21 protein-coding genes are annotated in these 17,911 nt (G+C 35.1%); 13 read left to right on the plus strand and 8 right to left on the minus strand.

The features are described from left to right. Window positions 1–43: 43 nt before the first annotated feature. Genes CRV04_RS00370 through CRV04_RS00385 form a run of 4 tightly spaced genes read right to left on the minus strand, consistent with a single transcriptional unit; the run spans window position 44 to window position 3,126 of the window. On the minus strand, window positions 44–955 hold the full coding sequence (locus CRV04_RS00370) for a vWA domain-containing protein (RefSeq protein WP_128994640.1): 912 nt from the start codon (window positions 953–955) through the stop codon (window positions 44–46). Continuing rightward, window positions 948–1,334, minus strand: coding sequence for a hypothetical protein (locus CRV04_RS00375; RefSeq protein ID WP_128994641.1), 387 nt, complete (start codon window positions 1,332–1,334; stop codon window positions 948–950). The genes CRV04_RS00370 and CRV04_RS00375 overlap by 8 nt, the downstream gene beginning before the upstream one ends. Beyond that, window positions 1,331–2,176 carry a DUF58 domain-containing protein gene (locus CRV04_RS00380; RefSeq protein ID WP_128994642.1) on the minus strand — a complete coding sequence of 282 codons (846 nt, stop codon included), beginning with the start codon at window positions 2,174–2,176 and terminating at the stop codon, window positions 1,331–1,333. The genes CRV04_RS00375 and CRV04_RS00380 overlap by 4 nt, the downstream gene beginning before the upstream one ends. After that, entirely contained in the window at window positions 2,176–3,126 is a 951-nt protein-coding gene (locus CRV04_RS00385) for an AAA family ATPase (protein WP_128994643.1), read from the minus strand. Before CRV04_RS00385 ends, CRV04_RS00380 begins: the two co-directional genes overlap by 1 nt. Before the next feature lie 153 nt (window positions 3,127–3,279). On the opposite strand from CRV04_RS00385, the gene CRV04_RS00390 reads away from it, so the two are divergent. Both CRV04_RS00390 and CRV04_RS00395 read left to right on the plus strand, forming a co-directional pair. Then, entirely contained in the window at window positions 3,280–3,795 is a 516-nt protein-coding gene (locus tag CRV04_RS00390) for a PAS domain-containing protein (RefSeq protein WP_128994644.1), read from the plus strand. Then, window positions 3,792–5,195 carry a methyl-accepting chemotaxis protein gene (locus CRV04_RS00395; protein WP_128994645.1) on the plus strand — a complete coding sequence of 468 codons (1,404 nt, stop codon included), beginning with the start codon at window positions 3,792–3,794 and terminating at the stop codon, window positions 5,193–5,195. The genes CRV04_RS00390 and CRV04_RS00395 overlap by 4 nt, the downstream gene beginning before the upstream one ends. An 18-nt stretch (window positions 5,196–5,213) precedes the next feature. Here the strand turns inward: CRV04_RS00395 and CRV04_RS00400 are convergent, their stop codons facing one another. Further along, the gene (locus tag CRV04_RS00400) at window positions 5,214–6,104 is read right to left on the minus strand and encodes an alpha/beta fold hydrolase (RefSeq protein WP_128994646.1); all 891 of its coding nucleotides are present in this window, start codon (window positions 6,102–6,104) and stop codon (window positions 5,214–5,216) included. A 224-nt stretch (window positions 6,105–6,328) separates the two neighbouring features. Between CRV04_RS00400 and rpsB the strand changes: the two genes are divergently transcribed. The 5 genes from rpsB to gmk all read left to right on the plus strand — a co-directional run bounded on the left by rpsB (window position 6,329) and on the right by gmk (window position 10,337). Beyond that, complete coding sequence (gene rpsB / locus CRV04_RS00405) at window positions 6,329–7,132, plus strand: 30S ribosomal protein S2 (RefSeq protein ID WP_128994647.1); 804 nt, start codon at window positions 6,329–6,331, stop codon at window positions 7,130–7,132. A 2-nt stretch (window positions 7,133–7,134) separates the two neighbouring features. Then, on the plus strand, window positions 7,135–8,187 hold the full coding sequence (gene tsf, locus CRV04_RS00410) for a translation elongation factor Ts (RefSeq protein ID WP_128994648.1): 1,053 nt from the start codon (window positions 7,135–7,137) through the stop codon (window positions 8,185–8,187). A 97-nt stretch (window positions 8,188–8,284) separates the two neighbouring features. Then, entirely contained in the window at window positions 8,285–8,941 is a 657-nt protein-coding gene (locus CRV04_RS00415) for an ABC transporter ATP-binding protein (RefSeq protein WP_164969081.1), read from the plus strand. Beyond that, a complete protein-coding gene (locus CRV04_RS00420) occupies window positions 8,938–9,720 on the plus strand; it encodes a hypothetical protein (RefSeq protein ID WP_128994650.1) in 783 nt (260 codons plus the stop codon). The genes CRV04_RS00415 and CRV04_RS00420 overlap by 4 nt, the downstream gene beginning before the upstream one ends. Next, the gene (gene gmk, locus CRV04_RS00425) at window positions 9,720–10,337 is read left to right on the plus strand and encodes a guanylate kinase (protein ID WP_128995064.1); all 618 of its coding nucleotides are present in this window, start codon (window positions 9,720–9,722) and stop codon (window positions 10,335–10,337) included. Before CRV04_RS00420 ends, gmk begins: the two co-directional genes overlap by 1 nt. 7 nt (window positions 10,338–10,344) lie before the next feature. Here gmk and CRV04_RS00430 read toward each other — a convergent pair whose 3' ends face one another. After that, window positions 10,345–11,958, minus strand: coding sequence for an EAL domain-containing response regulator (locus CRV04_RS00430; protein WP_128994651.1), 1,614 nt, complete (start codon window positions 11,956–11,958; stop codon window positions 10,345–10,347). Window positions 11,959–12,046: 88 nt separating this feature from the next. Between CRV04_RS00430 and CRV04_RS12800 the strand changes: the two genes are divergently transcribed. The 3 genes from CRV04_RS12800 to ccoS are packed head-to-tail and all read left to right on the plus strand — an operon-like array spanning window position 12,047 to window position 14,887. After that, window positions 12,047–12,193, plus strand: coding sequence for a hypothetical protein (locus CRV04_RS12800; protein WP_164969082.1), 147 nt, complete (start codon window positions 12,047–12,049; stop codon window positions 12,191–12,193). Window positions 12,194–12,218: 25 nt separating this feature from the next. Beyond that, complete coding sequence (locus CRV04_RS00435; RefSeq protein ID WP_128994652.1) at window positions 12,219–14,654, plus strand: heavy metal translocating P-type ATPase; 2,436 nt, start codon at window positions 12,219–12,221, stop codon at window positions 14,652–14,654. An 8-nt stretch (window positions 14,655–14,662) separates the two neighbouring features. Next, window positions 14,663–14,887, plus strand: a complete 225-nt coding sequence (ccoS, locus tag CRV04_RS00440; RefSeq protein ID WP_128994653.1) for a cbb3-type cytochrome oxidase assembly protein CcoS — start codon at window positions 14,663–14,665, stop codon at window positions 14,885–14,887. Window positions 14,888–14,903: 16 nt separating this feature from the next. Here the strand turns inward: ccoS and CRV04_RS00445 are convergent, their stop codons facing one another. Both CRV04_RS00445 and CRV04_RS00450 read right to left on the minus strand, forming a co-directional pair. Continuing rightward, a complete protein-coding gene (locus tag CRV04_RS00445) occupies window positions 14,904–15,182 on the minus strand; it encodes a c-type cytochrome (RefSeq protein ID WP_128994654.1) in 279 nt (92 codons plus the stop codon). A gap of 194 nt (window positions 15,183–15,376) precedes the next feature. Then, window positions 15,377–15,655: a c-type cytochrome gene (locus CRV04_RS00450; protein WP_128994655.1), complete on the minus strand. Its 279-nt coding sequence runs from the start codon at window positions 15,653–15,655 to the stop codon at window positions 15,377–15,379. 179 nt (window positions 15,656–15,834) lie between these two features. On the opposite strand from CRV04_RS00450, the gene CRV04_RS00455 reads away from it, so the two are divergent. The 3 genes from CRV04_RS00455 to amrA are packed head-to-tail and all read left to right on the plus strand — an operon-like array spanning window position 15,835 to window position 17,907. Then, window positions 15,835–16,434: an ATP-binding cassette domain-containing protein gene (locus CRV04_RS00455; protein WP_128994656.1), complete on the plus strand. Its 600-nt coding sequence runs from the start codon at window positions 15,835–15,837 to the stop codon at window positions 16,432–16,434. Next, window positions 16,424–17,353, plus strand: a complete 930-nt coding sequence (gene hemH / locus CRV04_RS00460) for a ferrochelatase (RefSeq protein WP_128994657.1) — start codon at window positions 16,424–16,426, stop codon at window positions 17,351–17,353. Before CRV04_RS00455 ends, hemH begins: the two co-directional genes overlap by 11 nt. Beyond that, window positions 17,350–17,907 (plus strand): AmmeMemoRadiSam system protein A, encoded by a 558-nt coding sequence (gene amrA, locus CRV04_RS00465; RefSeq protein ID WP_128994658.1) that lies wholly within the window; start codon window positions 17,350–17,352, stop codon window positions 17,905–17,907. Before hemH ends, amrA begins: the two co-directional genes overlap by 4 nt. The last annotated feature ends 4 nt before the right edge of the window (window positions 17,908–17,911 follow it).

Consider the following 17,911-nt stretch of genomic DNA (forward strand, 5'->3'; position numbering starts at 1 on the left):
CCTTATTATAAGTTCCTTTATTATAACACATTAAAGGATTATTTTAAATTATCTCATTTTTATTTTTAAAATAAATAAAACCAATGAGTGCCATAACCGCACAAAAAAGTGGGTAGAAAAAGAGGTACTCTTTTAAGACTATTTTATTATTTTCTATTTTAGATTTTTCCAATTGGTCAATTTGTTCATAAATGGTAAGCAAATCTTTTTTACTCTTTGCCATAAATGAAGCCCCATTGGATACAGAAGCGATGTGTTTAAGAAGCAAAGGATTAAAGTCTCCAATTCCTATGGTATAAACTTTGATCTTGTGCTTTTTAAGAAGTTTTTCAATCACTTGCAGAGGAATTTGACTGGCGGTGTCTTCTCCATCGGTTAATAATACAATTACTTTAGAGTGTGCTTGTGAATGCTTAAGGATGTTCACACTGTTTGCAAGGGAGTCAATAAGCGCCGTTTTATCTCCAATAATACCAATATCCAAATAATCAATAATTTGCGCTTGCGCTTGTTTATCAAAACTTAAAGGAGATGCCATCATGACTTGGCTTCCAAATACCACCAATGCGATGTTATCTGAGGTACGTTTTTGTATGAATTGTTTTACAATATCACGCGTGACTTGCCAACGATTCATGGTTCGGTTATTGTTGTCTAACCCTAACTCTTTCATGGAAGCACTGGTATCCAGATTTAAAACAATATCAATCCCTTGATTTTTAATGATATGTGTATCTTCTTGAATGATGGGAGAAGCCAAAGCAATGAGGGTACATACAATGGTAATCCACTTTAAAAAAGAGGTTAAAGGGTAGTTGAGTATTCGTGATTTTTGATAGATTTGAATGTGGGGAAAGTAGTATGCAGTGAATTTTGTTTTACACAAAAAAGCACACGCAATAAAAAGCGCAATCAAGAGAAGTACATAAGGATATTCAAATTGAATGTCAAACATCTAATTCATCCATAAAGGTTTCCAGTCTTATCAAGGTCGTTCTAGAAAATGGGGGCACCTCTTTTTTATATTTATACATTTCAAGCTCTTCAAGTAAGAGCAAAAAAAACTTCTTTTCATGATCGGTTTGTATGAGTTTCCACCCACATTGCGTAATCACATAAGCGCTCTTTTTAGAATCATTTAAGTCAATGTTTTTTAATAGGGTATAGTAGTGTTGTCGTTCACTGTTTTTTTTGTAAATTAAGAAAGAATAGATTAAATAAGCAATCAATCCAAGCACCAAAATCGCCATAGTAACAAGTGCAATAAAAGCATACAAAGATAGGTCGGGTACTGAAACCAAAGGTTTGATGTCGTATAAGTTTAGCTCTTTCATGCGTGCAGTAATCCTATGAGTTTTGAAATAGGGTTTTCATGGGTATATATTTTTGTAAATTTGATACCACTTTTTTGAAGCTTTGTAAAAAGCTCATGGTCTGCTTTTTTAATTTGAGCTTGATACGAAGCAATCAAAGAAGGAGAGATTGAACCTTCAAATGCTCGGTAATTATTGGAATCAATTAAGTGAACATTACCTAACTCAATTGGTTTTTCTTCATATTTATCTCGCAAAATAATCACACACACTTCATGCTTACGATTTAAAAGTTTTAAATCCAAATCATTGCACTCTATAAAATCGCCAATTAAAAAGAGAATAGAACGCTTTTTTATCTGACTCACTAAAGTTGTTTGTAAAGCAGCATAGTCAATACTCTTTCCAAGACAAGCGTAGTTGAAAAACTGCTCACTCATGGTTTTAACAGCGGATATTTTTTTGGTTTTTTGTGTATTGATGTGTAAAGTACTGTTATAAACAAATGATGTAAATGGGTCATTTTGTTTGATGCTCGAGTAGCCTAAAATAGCAGCAATCTCTGTTAGCAACTCTTGTTTGAGTCGTTGTGAGCCAAAAAAGATTGAACCACTCATGAGGGCGGTGATGACTATGTTCAGCTCTTTTTGTGCATGGAAGAGTTTGACATAGGGCTTTTGCATCTTTGCACTGATGACCCAGTCAATGTTTTTTACATCTTCTCCATATTCATACTCTCTTAATTCACAAAAGTCATACCCTTCTCCTTTTAAAATAGAGGCATTGTCTCCAGGTATTTCACTGAAGACTTGCCGTTTGGTCTGTATGAGGATCTTTTTAAGACGTTGTGAATCGTATTGCATTATGGTACAGGAATGGTTTGTAAAATGGTATCAATGATTTTATCTGTGGAGACATTCATCGCTTCAGCTTCATAACTTAAGATAATACGGTGTCGTAGTACATCTTTTATCACCAAGGCAATGTCTACAGGTGTAACAAACTCATTGCCACGAATAAAAGCTTTGGCTTTAACGGCCTTAAACATGTCAATCGTTGCACGAGGACTCGCACCAAATTGTATTTGTTCTTTTAACTGCGCTAATCCATACTTCTCTGGTTCTCTGGTTGCAAAAATAATATCTAAGATGTAACTCTCTAACTCTTTGTCCATGTGAACTTTTTGAACTTCATTTTGAAGCAGTTGTAACTCTTCATGTGTCAACACAGCATTGATGGGTTCAAAACTGTTTTGTGAAGCTTTTGTTGCGATAAGGTGTTCCTCTTCTTTGGTATTATAGCCAACCACAATTTTAAACATAAAACGATCCAGTTGTGCTTCAGGAAGAGCATATGCTCCCTCTTGTTCAATGGGGTTTTGAGTGGCTAAAACTAAAAAAGGTTCTTGGATTTTAAAACTCTCTTCAGCGATAGTGGCTTGTTTTTCTTGCATCACTTCTAAAAGCGCTGATTGGACCTTTGCAGGGGCGCGGTTGATTTCATCGGCTAAAAGTAAGTTGGTGAAGATGGGTCCTTTTTTAATTGAAAATTCGGTGGTTTTCATGTTATATATTTGAGCACCTATAATGTCACTTGGGATTAAATCGGGTGTGAATTGTACTCGTTTAAACTCCAAAGCTAATGCATTGGCCAAGGCTTTGACTGTGGTGGTTTTTGCAAGTCCTGGTACCCCTTCAAGTAAAACGTGACCTGAGCTTAACAGACCAATTAAAAGGGCATCGATCATCGCTTCTTGACCAATAATGGCTTTTGATATCTCTTCTTTGATGGCTTGAATTTTGTGTTGAGGCATTGAATGATCCTTAAAATATTATGCGATTGTAACAAAAAATGGATAAATTATTATTTATTTTATCAAATGCTATTTTAATGTAACATTTATATGATATTATTAGTTATTATTATGATTAACATTGGGTATATTAATACATTTCAGGAGGGTTAAATGAGCGCGATTCCTACAGAAAATGAAATAGTCATGAAAGAGAATGATTTTATCGTATCAAAAACAAATCCAAGTGGTGTCATTACTTATTGTAATGAGATTTTTATGGAGATGGCAGGTTACAGAGAAGAAGAACTTATTGGACGAAACCATAACATTATACGTCATCCGCATATGCCAAAAGCAGCATTTAAACTGGCGTGGGAACTGATTCAAGAAGGTAAAGAATTTTTTGGTTTTGTGAAAAATGCGACCAAACTGGGGGCTTATTATTGGGTATTTGCCAATATTACGCCTGATTATGATGAACAAAGAAATATCATAGGGTACACTTCTGTGCGACGTAAACCTAAAGCCCAAGCTCTTGAAATTATTGTCCCTTTATATCAAAAGATGCTTGAAATTGAACGAAACCAAGGAATAAAAGCCTCATATGAATATTTATTAAATGTTTTAGAAGAGAATAATACAACATACAATGCTTTGATACTCTCCTTGCAAGGAGAACACGTATGAATCTTTTTGCAAAAATGAAGCTCTTTTTTTTTGTGATTTTTGCATTCAATCTTATGGCTGCTCTTTCTTTTATTAATCAAACCTCGTATGCAAAAATAATGATTATTATCGCTGTTCTTCTCTCCTTTGTTCTTTTTTTAGCGGCTTGGTTTTTTATGGCCGTATATAAAAAAGAGTTGCTTAAAACCAATGATGCACTTTTAAAAGTGGCCAATGGAAATCTTTATTATCGTGTGACCAATATTGATAAAGCCAATGTTAATTTAGCCAAAATCAGTTGGAACATCAATAACTTATTGGATCAAGTGGAGGCGTTCAGTCGAGATATCTCCTCTTCACTTCAAGGAATTGCGCAAGGCAATATGAACAGAAAGATGTTTCCTTCTGGACTTCATGGGGATTTTGTGCGTGTCAGTGATGAAATCAATGATGCACTCAATGTCATTGCTGTTGCACAAAGCAAAGATGAGTTTATTCAGAAGATGATTTTAACGTTGAACTCGTATACCAAAGGGGATTATCGACCTAAAATTAAACTTGATGGTATGCAAGAAGATATCATTGAACTTGCACTGGGTATTAATACCTTAGGTGAAGCGCTTTCAGAACTCTCACGAGTCAATTATGAAAATGGATTGATGCTCAAAGAGGGCTCTTCAAAGCTGTCACACAACGTCGAGAGTATTACCATGGCAACAAAAACACAAGCACAGTCGCTTGAAGAGACTTCTAGTGCGATTGAAGAGATCACACAAAGTATGAAAGAGAGTAATAAAAATACCATGCAAATGGCCGATTATGCAGATGAACTCACCCAATCAGCTAATGAAGGCGAAAATTTGGCCAATAAAACAACCAAAGCGATGGATGAGATCAATGATGAGGTTTCTATGATTAATGAAGCCATTACTGTCATTGATCAAATTGCATTTCAAACCAATATTCTATCACTTAATGCTGCAGTGGAAGCTGCAACTGCGGGAGAATCTGGGAAAGGGTTTGCGGTTGTAGCTCAAGAGGTTCGAAACCTAGCAACACGAAGTTCACAAGCAGCTAAAGAGATTAAAGATTTAGTTGAGAGTGCCAATATTAAAGCAGATGAAGGTAAAGGCATTGCCGCTCAAATGATTCAAGGGTACGGTAAACTCAATGGGAATATTAATTTAACCATGAATCTTTTAAAGAGTGTGAGTCACTCAAGTAAAGAGCAAGAGCGAGCCATTTTACAAATCAATGAAGCCATTACGATTTTAGATAGAAATACACAAGAGAGTGCATCCATTGCACTGCAAACCAACACCATTGCAAAAGAGTCCAATGATATTGCCATTGAGATTGTGGAACAAGCCAATAAAGAGTTTGATGGAAAAGAGGAGATACAAAAAAAGTATCTCTCTTAAACAAGATTCATTCAAAAGTTATTTAAAAAAACTCTTGAGTGCTTCGATGACTTCCTTTGGTCTCTCTTCTGGCAGAAAATGACCACACTTTAAACTGTGACCTTCAACACTGTGTGCATACATTTCCCACACTCTTAATACATCATAGGTTTTATGGATAAACCCTTTTTCTCCCCACAGTACGAGCAGTGGCGTTGTAAGTTTTCGATTTCGGTCTTTTTCATCATCACACATATCAATGCTTGCCGCAGCACGGTAATCTTCACACGTAGCATGAATACTCTTAGCATCAAAACACTCTATGTACTCTTTTACAGCCTCTTTATCAAACTTATTTTCAAAAGCAACTTCTTTATCGCTCCAACGTTTGAGTTTCTCTGTTAAATAGTAAGCGGGATTTGCACCAATGAGTCTCTCAGGTAAATTATCTGGCTGTATTAAAAAGAACCAATGATAGTAACCCGTTGCAAAAGCTTGGTTGGTGTGTTCAAACATATGGTATGTTGGCGCAATGTCCATGACACAAGCTTTTAAAATATGTTGAGAATACTCCAAACACAAACGGTGTGTGACTCTGGCACCACGGTCGTGACCTGCTACAAAAAACTCATCAAAACCCAAACTATTCATAAGGTGTATCATATCTTTTGCCATGTTTTTTTTAGAGTAGTTTTCGTGGGTCTCATTGCCTTTGGGTTTTGAACTTTGTCCATAACCTCGTAAATCGGGGCAAACAATATAATACTCTTTACTTAACTCATTGGCAACTTTGTGCCACATCACATGTGTTTGTGGATAACCATGGATGAGTAAAAGAGGTTTTGCTTCTTTGTTGCCACCATGAACAAAGTTGATGCTAATATCATCAAAGGTTTTTTTATCTTGCTTGAATTGAGTATTAAAGAGCATGAGTAATCCTTTTTTTAATTCTATCCAAAAAATTTAAATAGTGAAATGTGGAGTAAAATGTACGCTTCAAGAAAAATTAAAGTTAACTTAGATAAAATCACGGTTCTATTTTTATAGAAACCTCACATGTGTCAATCCTGGTATGGGTTGTGACAAGCGTTCGCTTGGCATTAAGGGACACAGAGGCAAAACCCAAAACACAATAAATTCAAGGAGAATTACTCATGGTTACAATGAAAGACCTATTAGAGTGTGGTGTACACTTCGGACACCAAACAAGACGATGGAATCCAAAAATGAAAAAATTCATTTTCGGTGTAAGAAAGAATATTTATATTATTGACTTACAAAAAACTTTAAGATACTTCAGATATACATATACTGTAGTTAGAGACAATGCTGCTCAAGGGCAAACAATGATGTTTGTTGGAACAAAAAAACAAGCAAGTCAAGCAGTTAAAGATGCAGCGATTTCTTGTGGTATGCCATACGTTAACCACAGATGGTTAGGTGGTATGTTAACTAACTATGGAACAATTAAAAAATCAATTAGAAAATTAGAAATTATTAAAAAAATGAGAGAAGAGGGGCAATTAGACCTTTTAACTAAAAAAGAAGCATTAATGCTTACAAGAAAAGAAGAGAAATTAGAGCTTTATCTTGGTGGTATTAAAGAGATGAACAAATTACCAGATATGATGTTCGTTCTTGACGCAGTTAAAGAGAAAATTGCTATTAATGAAGCAAGAAGATTAGGAATCAAAGTTATCGCACCATTAGATACAAACTGTGACCCTGATGTTGTTGATTACCCAATTCCAGGAAACGATGATGCTATTCGATCTATTCAACTGTTTTGTACTGAAATGGCTGAAGCTATGAACGAAGGTAAAGCAGCATACGCAGAAGAGAATGGTGAAGAAGTAGTTGAACCTGTAACTGAAGAAGAAACGGCAGAAGTTGTAGCTGAAGCAGTTGCTGAAGGTGAAGCAGAAGTAGCAACAGAAGAAACTACAGAGGAAGCGTAATTATGGCAGGTGCAACTCCAAAACTGATTAAAGAACTAAGAGAGAAAACGGGTGCAGGTATGCTTGATTGCAAAAATGCACTTAATGAGACTGAAGGTGATTTAGAAAAAGCGATTCAAGCCTTAAGAGAAGCGGGTTTAAGTAAAGCTGCTAAAAAAGCTGGAAACGTTGCTGCTGAAGGTCTTATTTCTATTTTAGTTAGTGATGACAACAAAACCGCAACGATGACTGAGATTAACTCTCAAACGGACTTCGTTGCAAAAAATGACAACTTCATTAAATTAACTCAAGACATCACTGCACACGTTCAAGCAACAGGTGCAGCTGAGACTGAAGAGTTAAAGAAAACAACTATCAACGGTCAAAACTTTGAAGAGTTTTTAAATGAAAAAATTGCAACAATCGGTGAAAACATTGTTGCTAGAAAAATGGTTACTTTATCAACTGATACAGGTGTTATCAACGGTTACGTTCACGCAACTGGAAAAGTTGGAGTTTTATTAGCTGCAACTTGTGATGAAGCTGCTAAAGAGAAAGCAATTCCATTATTAAAAAACATTGCAATGCACGCATCTGCAATGAAACCAGTGGTTATTTCTTATGAAAACTTAGACCCAGAATTCGTTGAAGCTGAAAACAGAGCAATCGTTGCTGAGATTGAAGCTGAGAATGATGAGTTAGCAAGATTAGGAAAACCACTTAAAAAAATCCCTGCATTTGTTTCTAAATCTCAATTAACAATGGAAGCTTTAGAGCAAGCAGAAGAAGAGTTTAAAAAAGAGTTACAAGCTTCAGGTAAACCAGAGAAAATCTGGGACAAAATCTTACCAGGTCAAATGGAAAGATTTGTTCAAGACAACACTGAGTTAGACAGAAGATTGGCACTTCTTTCTCAAAGTTATGTAATGGATGACAAGTTAACTGTTGAGCAAGCAATTGCTGAAGTTGACAAATCAATTCAAATCGTTGAATATGTACGATTTGAACTTGGTGAAGGAATCGAGAAAAAAGAAGAAGATTTCGCAGCTGAAGTTGCTGCACAAATGGGTAAATAATTAAAAAACTTTAATTTCTTATCCCAAAATAGACAGAAGTAAATCTTCTGTTTATTTTAAACATTGTACAATATGTACAAAAAAGACTGGAGACATATTGAGCACCCACCAGCCTCTACTACAAGCAAAAAATATCTCACATAAATTTGATTATCCTCTTTTTAATAACGTCGATATTGAATTAAATACTGCCCAAAGCATTGCCATCATTGGTGCCAGTGGCAGTGGAAAATCTACGCTTTTAAATCTTTTGTCTTCTTTATTGAAACCCCATGAAGGAGAGGTAATTTATAATGACACATCCCTATATGAGTTGAAAAAAAGAGAACTTTTGAAGATAAGACGAGATGATTTTGGTATAATCTTTCAAGCACACTATTTGTTCAGAGGTTTTTCTGCACAAGAGAATTTAGAAGTAGCCAGTCTTTTAAGTGGCAATGCAATCAATAATGAGCTTTTAAAAGAGCTTAATATTGATTTCGTTCTGCATCAAGGAGTCGGAGAGTTAAGTGGAGGGCAACAACAGCGTCTCTCCATTGCACGTGTTTTAACCAAACAGCCTAAAGTTATATTCGCTGATGAACCCACGGGGAACTTGGATAAAGCAACCGCTTCAGATGTTATTCGAAATCTATTTTATTATATTAAAAACAATCAAGCAGGAATGATTATTGTAACACATGAAAATGATATTGCAATGCAGTGTGATAAGGTTTACGAATTGGTTGATTTGGAACTTAAGGTTATAAAATGAGACTACTTTTAATTAGCAATACGCCAATTATTATTAAGATATTCACTCTGATTTGTCAAAAACTTGAAATCAGTTTGAGTGTACAAAAAGACAACAATGTTGATGAAAAATTTGACTTAATCATCATTGACAATGAATTTGTGGATGATAAGTTTAATATCATTAAACAGTTTACAAAAAAGATTGGTGCCATTGTTGCTGAAGAGTTGCCTTTTGATAAATCGCGTGATTTTTTAGTTCCACGACCATTTTTGCCCAATGAATTGCAAGAGATTTTAAAAGAACAAATTGCCTTGATACATGAAGAAGCAGAACAAGAGAAAAAAGAGTCAATGAGACTTACATCTGCCCAAGAAACCGATGAAGCAACCAGTTATTTAAACTCACTGGCAGATGATATTGCACATGATATTGACGATGAAAGTGATGAATCGATTGTGACTTTGGCTTCATTAAAAAATGGTGGTGTTTTGGACATGGGAGAGTTGGGAAAAATCAAAAACCTGCTTGACGTTGAACCTCCAACTGAACATGAAATTGAGATGGATGAAGATGATTGGCATGATCTTTCAGATATCATCGATAAAGCCCTAGATGAAGTGAAAGATTATGAGTTTGATTTGAGTGGCGAACAAGACAGATACATCACTTTGGTACTGAATAAATTCACCATGGATGAACTCAAACCATTGTTACTTAAATTGGATCAAAACTCCATTGATACGCTTACATCGGGAGATACCATAAATTTAAAGCTAAAACTAAAGGAAACTAATTGATAGAGCAAAAAAAGGGAGCCATTCTTATTTTATCTGGACCAAGTGGATGTGGAAAATCAACACTTCTCAAAGAGGTTTATAAAGATATTGATGACTACTACTTCTCTATTTCTACCACCACACGAGAGATGCGTGTGGGAGAAGAACATGGAGTGGATTACTACTTTGTCTCTAAAGAGGAGTTTGAAAAAGATATCAGTGAAGGAAACTTTTTAGAGTATGCCAATGTACATGGAAACTATTACGGAACCTCTTTAAAACCGATTATGAAAGCTTTGCATGAAGGCAAGCTGGTCATTTTTGATATTGACGTTCAAGGGCATAAAATTGTATGTAAAAAACTCAATGAAGTGATTACATCTGTCTTTATAACAACCCCTTCACTCAAAGTGTTAGAGACTCGATTAAAAAATAGACAAACTGACAGCATTGAAGTGATTGAAAAACGAATCCTTAATGCAAAAGAGGAGATTAAATCGTTTTCGAAGTATGATTATTTGATCATCAATGATGATTTAAAAGAGGCATCAAAACAGCTCGTTTCTATTGCTCATGCAGCTCGAGTAAAAAGTAAAATCTCAGAAGAATCAATTATAGAAGATTGGTTGAGTAATTAGTTACGAGTTAAATCTCTTCGTAACTAATTGGTTTATCAAAGTAGTATCCTTGGCAGTAGTCAATGCCAATTTCTTTGACTTTATTGTAAATCTCTTCGCTTGAAACAAACTCTGCAACGGTATTAAATCCAAACTCTTTAGAGAATCGTGAAATGGTATTGACAATGATTTGTTGATTTTGCTTTTTATCGATATCACGTATGAGTGAACCATCGATTTTAACAAAGTCAATGTTTAAGTTTGTCAGCATGTTAAAGTTGGAGTATCCTGCACCAAAGTCATCCACTCCAATCATACAGCCATATTTTTTTACATCTTTGATAAAGTCAATAACGGCATTAAAATCATCAATTTGTTCACTCTCTAAAATTTCAAACTCCAACATAGAAGTGTGTTCTTGATTGTTTTCAAGCAGTTGCATCACCTTTTGTCGGGTTTTAATACTGATAATATCATCAAAAGAGATATTCACAGCCACTCTTTTTTGTTTTGCTTTAATGAGCTCGAAGGCTTCAGTGAGCATCACGATGATAATTTTGGGGTAGAGCTTTGCTTTTTTTGCAATATCCAAAAAGAGCATGGGAGAAACAGCACTGCCATCTTCATCTATGTATCGTAAAAGCGCTTCATATTTATAAACGGTTTGTGTTTGTGAGTTTACAATGGGTTGATAATAAGCACGGAATTTGCTCTCTTTAAGGGCATTTTTAATCTTTTTTACCCATTTGATGTTCTCTTCAATATCTTCTTGAATATTAAATGAATCGTCATAGACCATCACTTGTTCAAGTTTATTTTTTGCATACGTAATAACTCGTTGCGTAAATTTATAAGCATCCGCTCCCGTTGCAATACCAATGGTGACGTTAATATCAATTTCATGCTCTGCAATTTGAATGGAGTTGGCTTCAATATCATGAGCAAATTCAATGCACATATTTCTAAAATCATCCAATTGTATCGAGGTATCTTGAGTGACGACTCCAAATTTATCGGCTTCAATACGATAGATTTTATAAATGGTACTTGAAAACATACTTTTAAGTTGAAGAGCAAATTGCACCAAAAGTTCATCCCCATTGCTCTCTCCATAAAGGTCGTTGATATTTGAGAACTTGTCAATGTTTACAAGTGCCATCAGGGTGTCGTTGTTATCGGTGATATCTTTTTTGAGTTTGTTACGGTTTGGTAAATTGGTCAGTTTGTCAATGTATAAATCTTTTAATTCATGGTAAAGCAGTGATTGTCCCATGATTTGAAGCAGTTTTTTCATATCAATGGGTTTTAAAATATATTTATCAACGCCAATATCAATTGCTTCTAAAAGATACTCTGTATTTGAAAATGCGGTGGTTACAATGATAGGAATATTGGGGTTAATCTCTTTGATTTTTTTAATCATCTCAAGCCCATTCATGTTTGGCATATTGACATCAGTGATGATTAAGTCAATTTGGTCTTGATATTTTTCAAAAAGCTCTAAGCCTTCTAATCCATCTTTTGCGACGTATTGCTTTTTTGTAAACCCCACAAGGATGTTTAACGTTATCTCTCTTAATGCTTCTTCATCTTCTGCATAAAGAATAGTAATATTTTTTAAGATTGAAATATTATTGACCATTCACTCTGACTCCCAAAATATAATACCAATTAAATCCGTACTTTATTCGGTATAGGGTATAATACCATAATTTGTTAAAAGAGAAATTATGAGAGCGTTTTTCGTACTGAATATTGGTGCTACTTTCAACAAAAAGTATAATCAAGTGACAGATTCTTTAAAAGTACCACAAAAGAGTGATGCCATTGGAGAGATTTTGACTCAGGCATACAAAAATAATCTGAATGTTAACTAAAAAATTGAATTAAAGGTGTGTTTGAGTGTCAGAAGTAAAGTGTAATCACTGTCATCTCAGTTTTGATGCTTCAGTGATGATAGAAGAGGGAGATTTACGTTTTTGTTGTAAAGGGTGTCAAGGAGTTTATCACTTGTTGCAAGAGGATGGCTTGGACTCTTTTTATGATAAACTAGGAAATAAAACCATTGCACCACCCATACAAGTGGACAGTGATGTCTCTAAATTTGACTTTGAGAGCTATCAAAAACGATTTGTACAAACGCTGCCTAATGGGCTTAAGAAGATTGACTTGATTATTGAAGGAATACATTGTGCAGCGTGTGTTTGGTTAAATGAAAAGATTTTATACGATACTGAAGGTATTGTCGAAGCCAATATCAACTTTACCAATAATAAAGCCAAATTGACTTGGGACGATGATAAGATCAAACTTTCACAAATCATTGAACGTATTCGAAGTGTTGGGTACGATGCGTATGCTTATGATTCGGCGATTGCGGATGAGAAAGCAAGTCAAGCGAAACGTGATTATTTTATTCGAATGATGGTGGCTGTGTTTGCAACGGTTAATATCATGATGCTCTCGGTTGCAAAATACACAGGATTTTTTACAGGCATTGATGATGAGATAAAAAACCTCATTCATATGGGAGAGTTTGTTTTAAGCACGCCCGTTCTGTTTTATTCGGGTTGGATATTTTTTAAAGGTGCCTATTTTGGTCTGAAGAACAAAATAGTGAACATGGATTTGCTTGTCAGTGCAGGCGCCACACTGTCGTATATTTACTCCATATATATTTTGTTGGGCGGAAAAGGGGAGACCTATTTTGACTCAGTAACCATGATCATTACGTTTGTACTTGTGGGGAAATATTTAGAAGTTTTAGGTAAAAAAAGTGCCGTTGATACACTGGATAAAATTAAAAGCCAACTCCCTTTAGAAACAGTGATTGTAAAAGAGGGTGCACGAAGCGTTGTTGCTTTGGATGAGATAGAAGTTGATGACATCATTGAATTAAAACCGGGTGAAAAAGCGTGTGTGGACGGAACTTTGTTAAGTTCGAATGCTACTTTTGATGAATCAAGCATGAGTGGTGAGTCTGAACTGGTGTATAAAAAAATGGGCGATAAAGTTTTCAGTGGTACGGTCAATTCAGATACCCTGATTCAGTACAGAGCTACTACTGACTTTGCAAATTCAACATTAAACTCTATTGTGACACTTTTAGAGGACTCACTTAGCTCAAAACCACAAATTGAGTATACGGCTAATGAGATGTCTAAAAAGTTTTCATTGTCTATTTTAACACTTTCGGTGTTGACTTTTTTAGTGTGGTATTTCTTTGGTATTAAGTTTGGTTTTGTGGCAGAAAATGCCAATAATTTTGAACAAGCCTTTATTGTAGGAATCTCAGTGATTGTTATTGCGTGTCCATGTGCTTTAGCCTTGGCAACACCCATTGCCAGTTTGGTCGGGATTTCGCAACTGGCCAGCAGAGGTTTATTGTTTAAAGAAGCGAAATTTATTGAAACCATTGCCAAAGCCAATAAAGTGGTTTTGGATAAAACGGGTACTTTAACCAATGGAAAACTGAGCATTAAAAAAACACGTATTTTAGATGATAATATCTATAAATTAAATTTGTTATATTCACTGCTTTGTGCTTCCAATCACCCTATCAGTCAATCAGTGAAAAGTTATATCAAACAACATTATCCCAATGTCGAACATAAAGAGTTGTCTGAAGTGCACTCGGTGCATGCCAAAGGAATGAAAGCAATCTATAAAAATGTTCAGAATAAGGAGTTTGAACTCTTAGGTGGGAACGTCGAACTTATGCGTGAAAATAATATTCACTATAAATTTGATTCACATAACAGTGTCTATTTATTTGCGATTAATAAGCGTATCATTGCTACATTTGAACTCAAAGATGAACTGAAAAGAGATGCCAAAGAGTTTGTATCTTTTATTCAACAAAGCGGTCGAGAAGTGGTGATGCTTACAGGTGATAATGAGCAAGTTGCTTCAAAAGTGGCACAAAAACTTAACATTAAAAGTTATAAAAGTGGCATTGACCCTATAGGAAAAGCCAATTATATTAAAGAGCTCAAAGCAAAAGGTGATATTGTGGTCATGGCAGGAGATGGTGTGAATGATGCTGTGGCACTGAGCAGTTGTGATGTAGCGATTGCTATGGGTAATGGTGCGGATATCTCTATTGGAGTATCAGATATTGTACTTTTAAATAACAACTTGCATGCTTTAAAAGAGGCCTTTGAAATCTCTGAACGTACGTTTAAATTTATCAAACAGAATTTGGGTATCTCTTTGGTGTATAATATCATCACCATACCATTAGCCATGTTTGGATTTGTCATACCGTTGGTTGCAGCACTCTCTATGAGTTTGAGTTCACTGTTGGTTGTGGGGAATTCAATGAGAATTAAAAAATAGGATAGAAAATGAATGATGTATTAACAATGATGTTGGTTGTGGGACTGTTGATCAGTTTCTCTGTTTTGGCTGTGTTTGTGTGGGGAGCAAAAAGTGGACAGTTTGATGACAGTCGAAAAATGATGGATGGATTACTGTTTGATTCTGAAGAGGATTTAAACGATGCAATCAGTCGTGAAAAAAAAAGAGAAGCTTCAATAAAAGATAAAGAGAGTGAAACTAAGAGCGAGTAAAACTCACTCTTATAAATTAAAACTTAGAGATTTGTTGAGCTAAGTCTTTGATGTCAGCATCTGAAAGTCTTGCAACTTGACCTTTCATAACACCTTTCATAGGTCCACCGTATGAACCATCTTTGTAACCGTGTAATGCTGCTTCAATTTTATCTGCAGACCATCCTTTGATAATTTGCGATTTACCTAATGCCGCTTTCTCAGCTGTTGCTCCATGACATGTTGCGCATGGTGCGAAACTTGCAGCCATTAAAGCAGCTGCACCAACTAATGTTCCTAAAACAATTTTTTTCATGTGAGGTCTCCTTATTTTTGACGTGAAAATTTTATCAACTTTTTCTTGTTTTTAACTTATGATTTTTATTTATACAAATAAGGGTTATTTCGCTTAAGATTTGCCAGATTTTGAGGTAAAAAAAAGGAAAGGAGTGAATTCCTTTCCTTAACACATTACTTTAGTTCGCGGTTAAAGTAGTGGTGTTGTCTAAATTAGAATTTAGAAATTTGATCAGCTAAAGCTTTGATGTCAGCATCAGAAAGTTTAGCAACTTGACCTTTCATAACACCTTTCATAGGTCCACCGTATGAACCATCTTTGTAGCCGTGTAATGCCGCTTCAAGTTTATCTGCAGACCAACCTTTAATGATTTGAGATTTACCTAATGCAGCTTTCTCACCGTTAGCTCCATGACATGCTGCACATGGTGCATAGTTTGCTGCCATTAAAGATGCAGCCGCTAAAAGCGTTCCAAAAATGATTTTCTTCATTTAATCTCCTCCAATATTTTTGAACTAATAATGTTATCTAATTAAAGTTTAATATAGCTTATAGAAAAGGCAAAAATTTAAAAAAATTCTACTGTTTTGTGACAAAAAAAGAAAAATAGTGGAATTGGCTTTTAAGCAAGTAGACTATAAAATAGTTTAACTATTTATGAGGATTTTAGGTGAACAGTGTTTTAAGTATCGAGTCATTGACCTTTGGTTACACAAAAGAACAACTCATTTATGATGATTTTAATCTTTCACTTAATAAAGGGGAAGTCAAAGCCATAGTAGGACCAAGTGGGTGTGGTAAAACAACGCTGTTTGAACTGATTACCAATAATTTATTACCACAAAGCGGAAGTATTTCTGTATCAAAGGTGAGTTCAATTTATCAAGATCCGTACAGTTCGTTTCATCCAACATATACTATTTATGAACAAATCAATGATGTGGTTGATGATATGAGTGAATTAAGCAGTCTGTTAAAAGAGTTGCATTTAGAAGAGTCGTTGATTGATAAAAAACCTCATGAACTCAGTGGGGGACAACTTCAACGATGTTCTATTTTAAGGGCATTGTTGATGAAACCTGATGTGCTGCTTGTAGATGAGCCCACATCGGCTTTGGATAACGTGATAGCCTTAGAAGTGATGCAGCTGTTGATGAAGTTTTTGCATAAATGTGGTATTCTTTTAATAACACACGATATGTTTTTAGCCCAATGGTGCAGTGATACAATTATTGATTTGAATGAACATAGGAATAACAATGCAGAGTAAATATAAGAAGGCTTTGGTTTTATTGAATATGGGAGGCCCTCGAAACAAAGAGGAGCTTGAACTTTTTTTACGTAATATGTTTAACGATAAAAATATTTTGACCATGAAGAGCGATTTGTTGCGTTCAATGATTGCTTCATTGATAGTCTACTCAAGAAAAAACAGTGCTTGGGAGAATTATGAAGCCATTGGTGGAGAATCTCCAATCAATGGCTTAACACAACAACTCATTGATAAATTGCAATCCCAACTTCCTGAAACTTATGTCACCCAAGCGATGCGTTATACGCCCCCTTTTGCAGCTAAATGTGTAGAACAAATTAAACAACAAGGTATTGAAGAGGTCACACTTTTACCTCTGTATCCACAATACTCAACAACCACCACAAAATCAAGTGTGGAAGATTTTGTTGAGCGTGCGAATAATCAATTTAAACTTAAGGTCATTGAACCTTTTTATGAAAACCAAACTTATAATCAAGCCATTATAGAAAGTATCAAAAAACAAATCAACAGTTCAAATGATTATAATTTGATTTTTTCAGCACATGGTTTGCCACAAAAAATAGTGGACAAAGGGGACCCTTATGAGAAAGAAGTTAAAGCTCATGTGGCTCTTTTATCTCAACTTTTACAACAAGAGGGATACTCTTTTGAATCCATTAATTTAGCATACCAATCCAAAGTGGGACCACTTAAGTGGTTGGAACCATCATTAGAGAGTATGCTTGAGAAGTTTAAAGACAAAAAAGTATTGATTTATCCCATTGCCTTTATTATTGATAACTCTGAAACTGACTTTGAATTGGCCATTGAGTATAAAGAAGTAGCTGAAGATTTGGGTATTAAAGAGTACAAAGTCTGCCCTTGCGTGAATGACAGCGACCTATTTATTGAGGCAATCAAAGAGCTAATATGAGTAACGAAACATTTGAGCAGGTTTTATTACACATAGCACGAAAAAGCATTAAAAGCTGTTTGGATGAAAAGAGCGAAGTTGATGAAGCACAATACTTCAAAGAGTATCCTCAACTTCAAGAGAAAAAAGCAACCTTTGTAACACTGTATCTCAATGGAAATTTACGAGGTTGCATTGGCTCTTTGGTTGCAAGCAGAACACTGTTTGAAGATATTGTGTCTAATGCTAAAGCGGCTGCTTTTGGTGACCCAAGATTTGAAAAGCTCACTGTACAAGAGTTTGAACACATTGATATAGAGCTTTCTATTTTGAGTGAACCTCAAGCTTTAGCCTATGATAGTGTGGAAGAGTTAAAGTCAAAAGTTAAGATAGGACAACATGGAGTTGTTTTAAAATATAAAAATCATCAAGCGACATTCTTGCCACAAGTATGGGAACAGTTGAATAGTTTTGAACTCTTTTTTGAACACTTGTGTTTAAAAGCAGGATTAGGAAAAAACTGTCTGATATTCAAACCAGAGATTTACCTTTATACGGTTACAAAGTTGAAATAAGGTT

Source organism: Candidatus Marinarcus aquaticus (assembly GCF_004116335.1).
GTDB classification, from domain to species: Bacteria; Campylobacterota; Campylobacteria; order Campylobacterales; family Arcobacteraceae; genus Marinarcus; species Marinarcus aquaticus.

Bases quoted from the DNA above. Each gene is read 5' to 3' on its own strand.
- CRV04_RS00370 (WP_128994640.1), bottom strand. From the start codon at position 955: ATGTTTGACATTCAATTTGAATATCCTTATGTACTTCTCTTGATTGCG.
- CRV04_RS00375 (WP_128994641.1), bottom strand. From the start codon at position 1,334: ATGAAAGAGCTAAACTTATACGACATCAAACCTTTGGTTTCAGTACCC.
- CRV04_RS00380 (WP_128994642.1), bottom strand. From the start codon at position 2,176: ATGCAATACGATTCACAACGTCTTAAAAAGATCCTCATACAGACCAAA.
- CRV04_RS00385 (WP_128994643.1), bottom strand. From the start codon at position 3,126: ATGCCTCAACACAAAATTCAAGCCATCAAAGAAGAGATATCAAAAGCC.
- CRV04_RS00390 (WP_128994644.1), top strand. From the start codon at position 3,280: ATGAGCGCGATTCCTACAGAAAATGAAATAGTCATGAAAGAGAATGAT.
- CRV04_RS00395 (WP_128994645.1), top strand. From the start codon at position 3,792: ATGAATCTTTTTGCAAAAATGAAGCTCTTTTTTTTTGTGATTTTTGCA.
- CRV04_RS00400 (WP_128994646.1), bottom strand. From the start codon at position 6,104: ATGCTCTTTAATACTCAATTCAAGCAAGATAAAAAAACCTTTGATGAT.
- rpsB (WP_128994647.1), top strand. From the start codon at position 6,329: ATGGTTACAATGAAAGACCTATTAGAGTGTGGTGTACACTTCGGACAC.
- tsf (WP_128994648.1), top strand. From the start codon at position 7,135: ATGGCAGGTGCAACTCCAAAACTGATTAAAGAACTAAGAGAGAAAACG.
- CRV04_RS00420 (WP_128994650.1), top strand. From the start codon at position 8,938: ATGAGACTACTTTTAATTAGCAATACGCCAATTATTATTAAGATATTC.
- CRV04_RS00430 (WP_128994651.1), bottom strand. From the start codon at position 11,958: ATGGTCAATAATATTTCAATCTTAAAAAATATTACTATTCTTTATGCA.
- CRV04_RS12800 (WP_164969082.1), top strand. From the start codon at position 12,047: ATGAGAGCGTTTTTCGTACTGAATATTGGTGCTACTTTCAACAAAAAG.
- ccoS (WP_128994653.1), top strand. From the start codon at position 14,663: ATGAATGATGTATTAACAATGATGTTGGTTGTGGGACTGTTGATCAGT.
- CRV04_RS00445 (WP_128994654.1), bottom strand. From the start codon at position 15,182: ATGAAAAAAATTGTTTTAGGAACATTAGTTGGTGCAGCTGCTTTAATG.
- CRV04_RS00450 (WP_128994655.1), bottom strand. From the start codon at position 15,655: ATGAAGAAAATCATTTTTGGAACGCTTTTAGCGGCTGCATCTTTAATG.
- hemH (WP_128994657.1), top strand. From the start codon at position 16,424: ATGCAGAGTAAATATAAGAAGGCTTTGGTTTTATTGAATATGGGAGGC.
- amrA (WP_128994658.1), top strand. From the start codon at position 17,350: ATGAGTAACGAAACATTTGAGCAGGTTTTATTACACATAGCACGAAAA.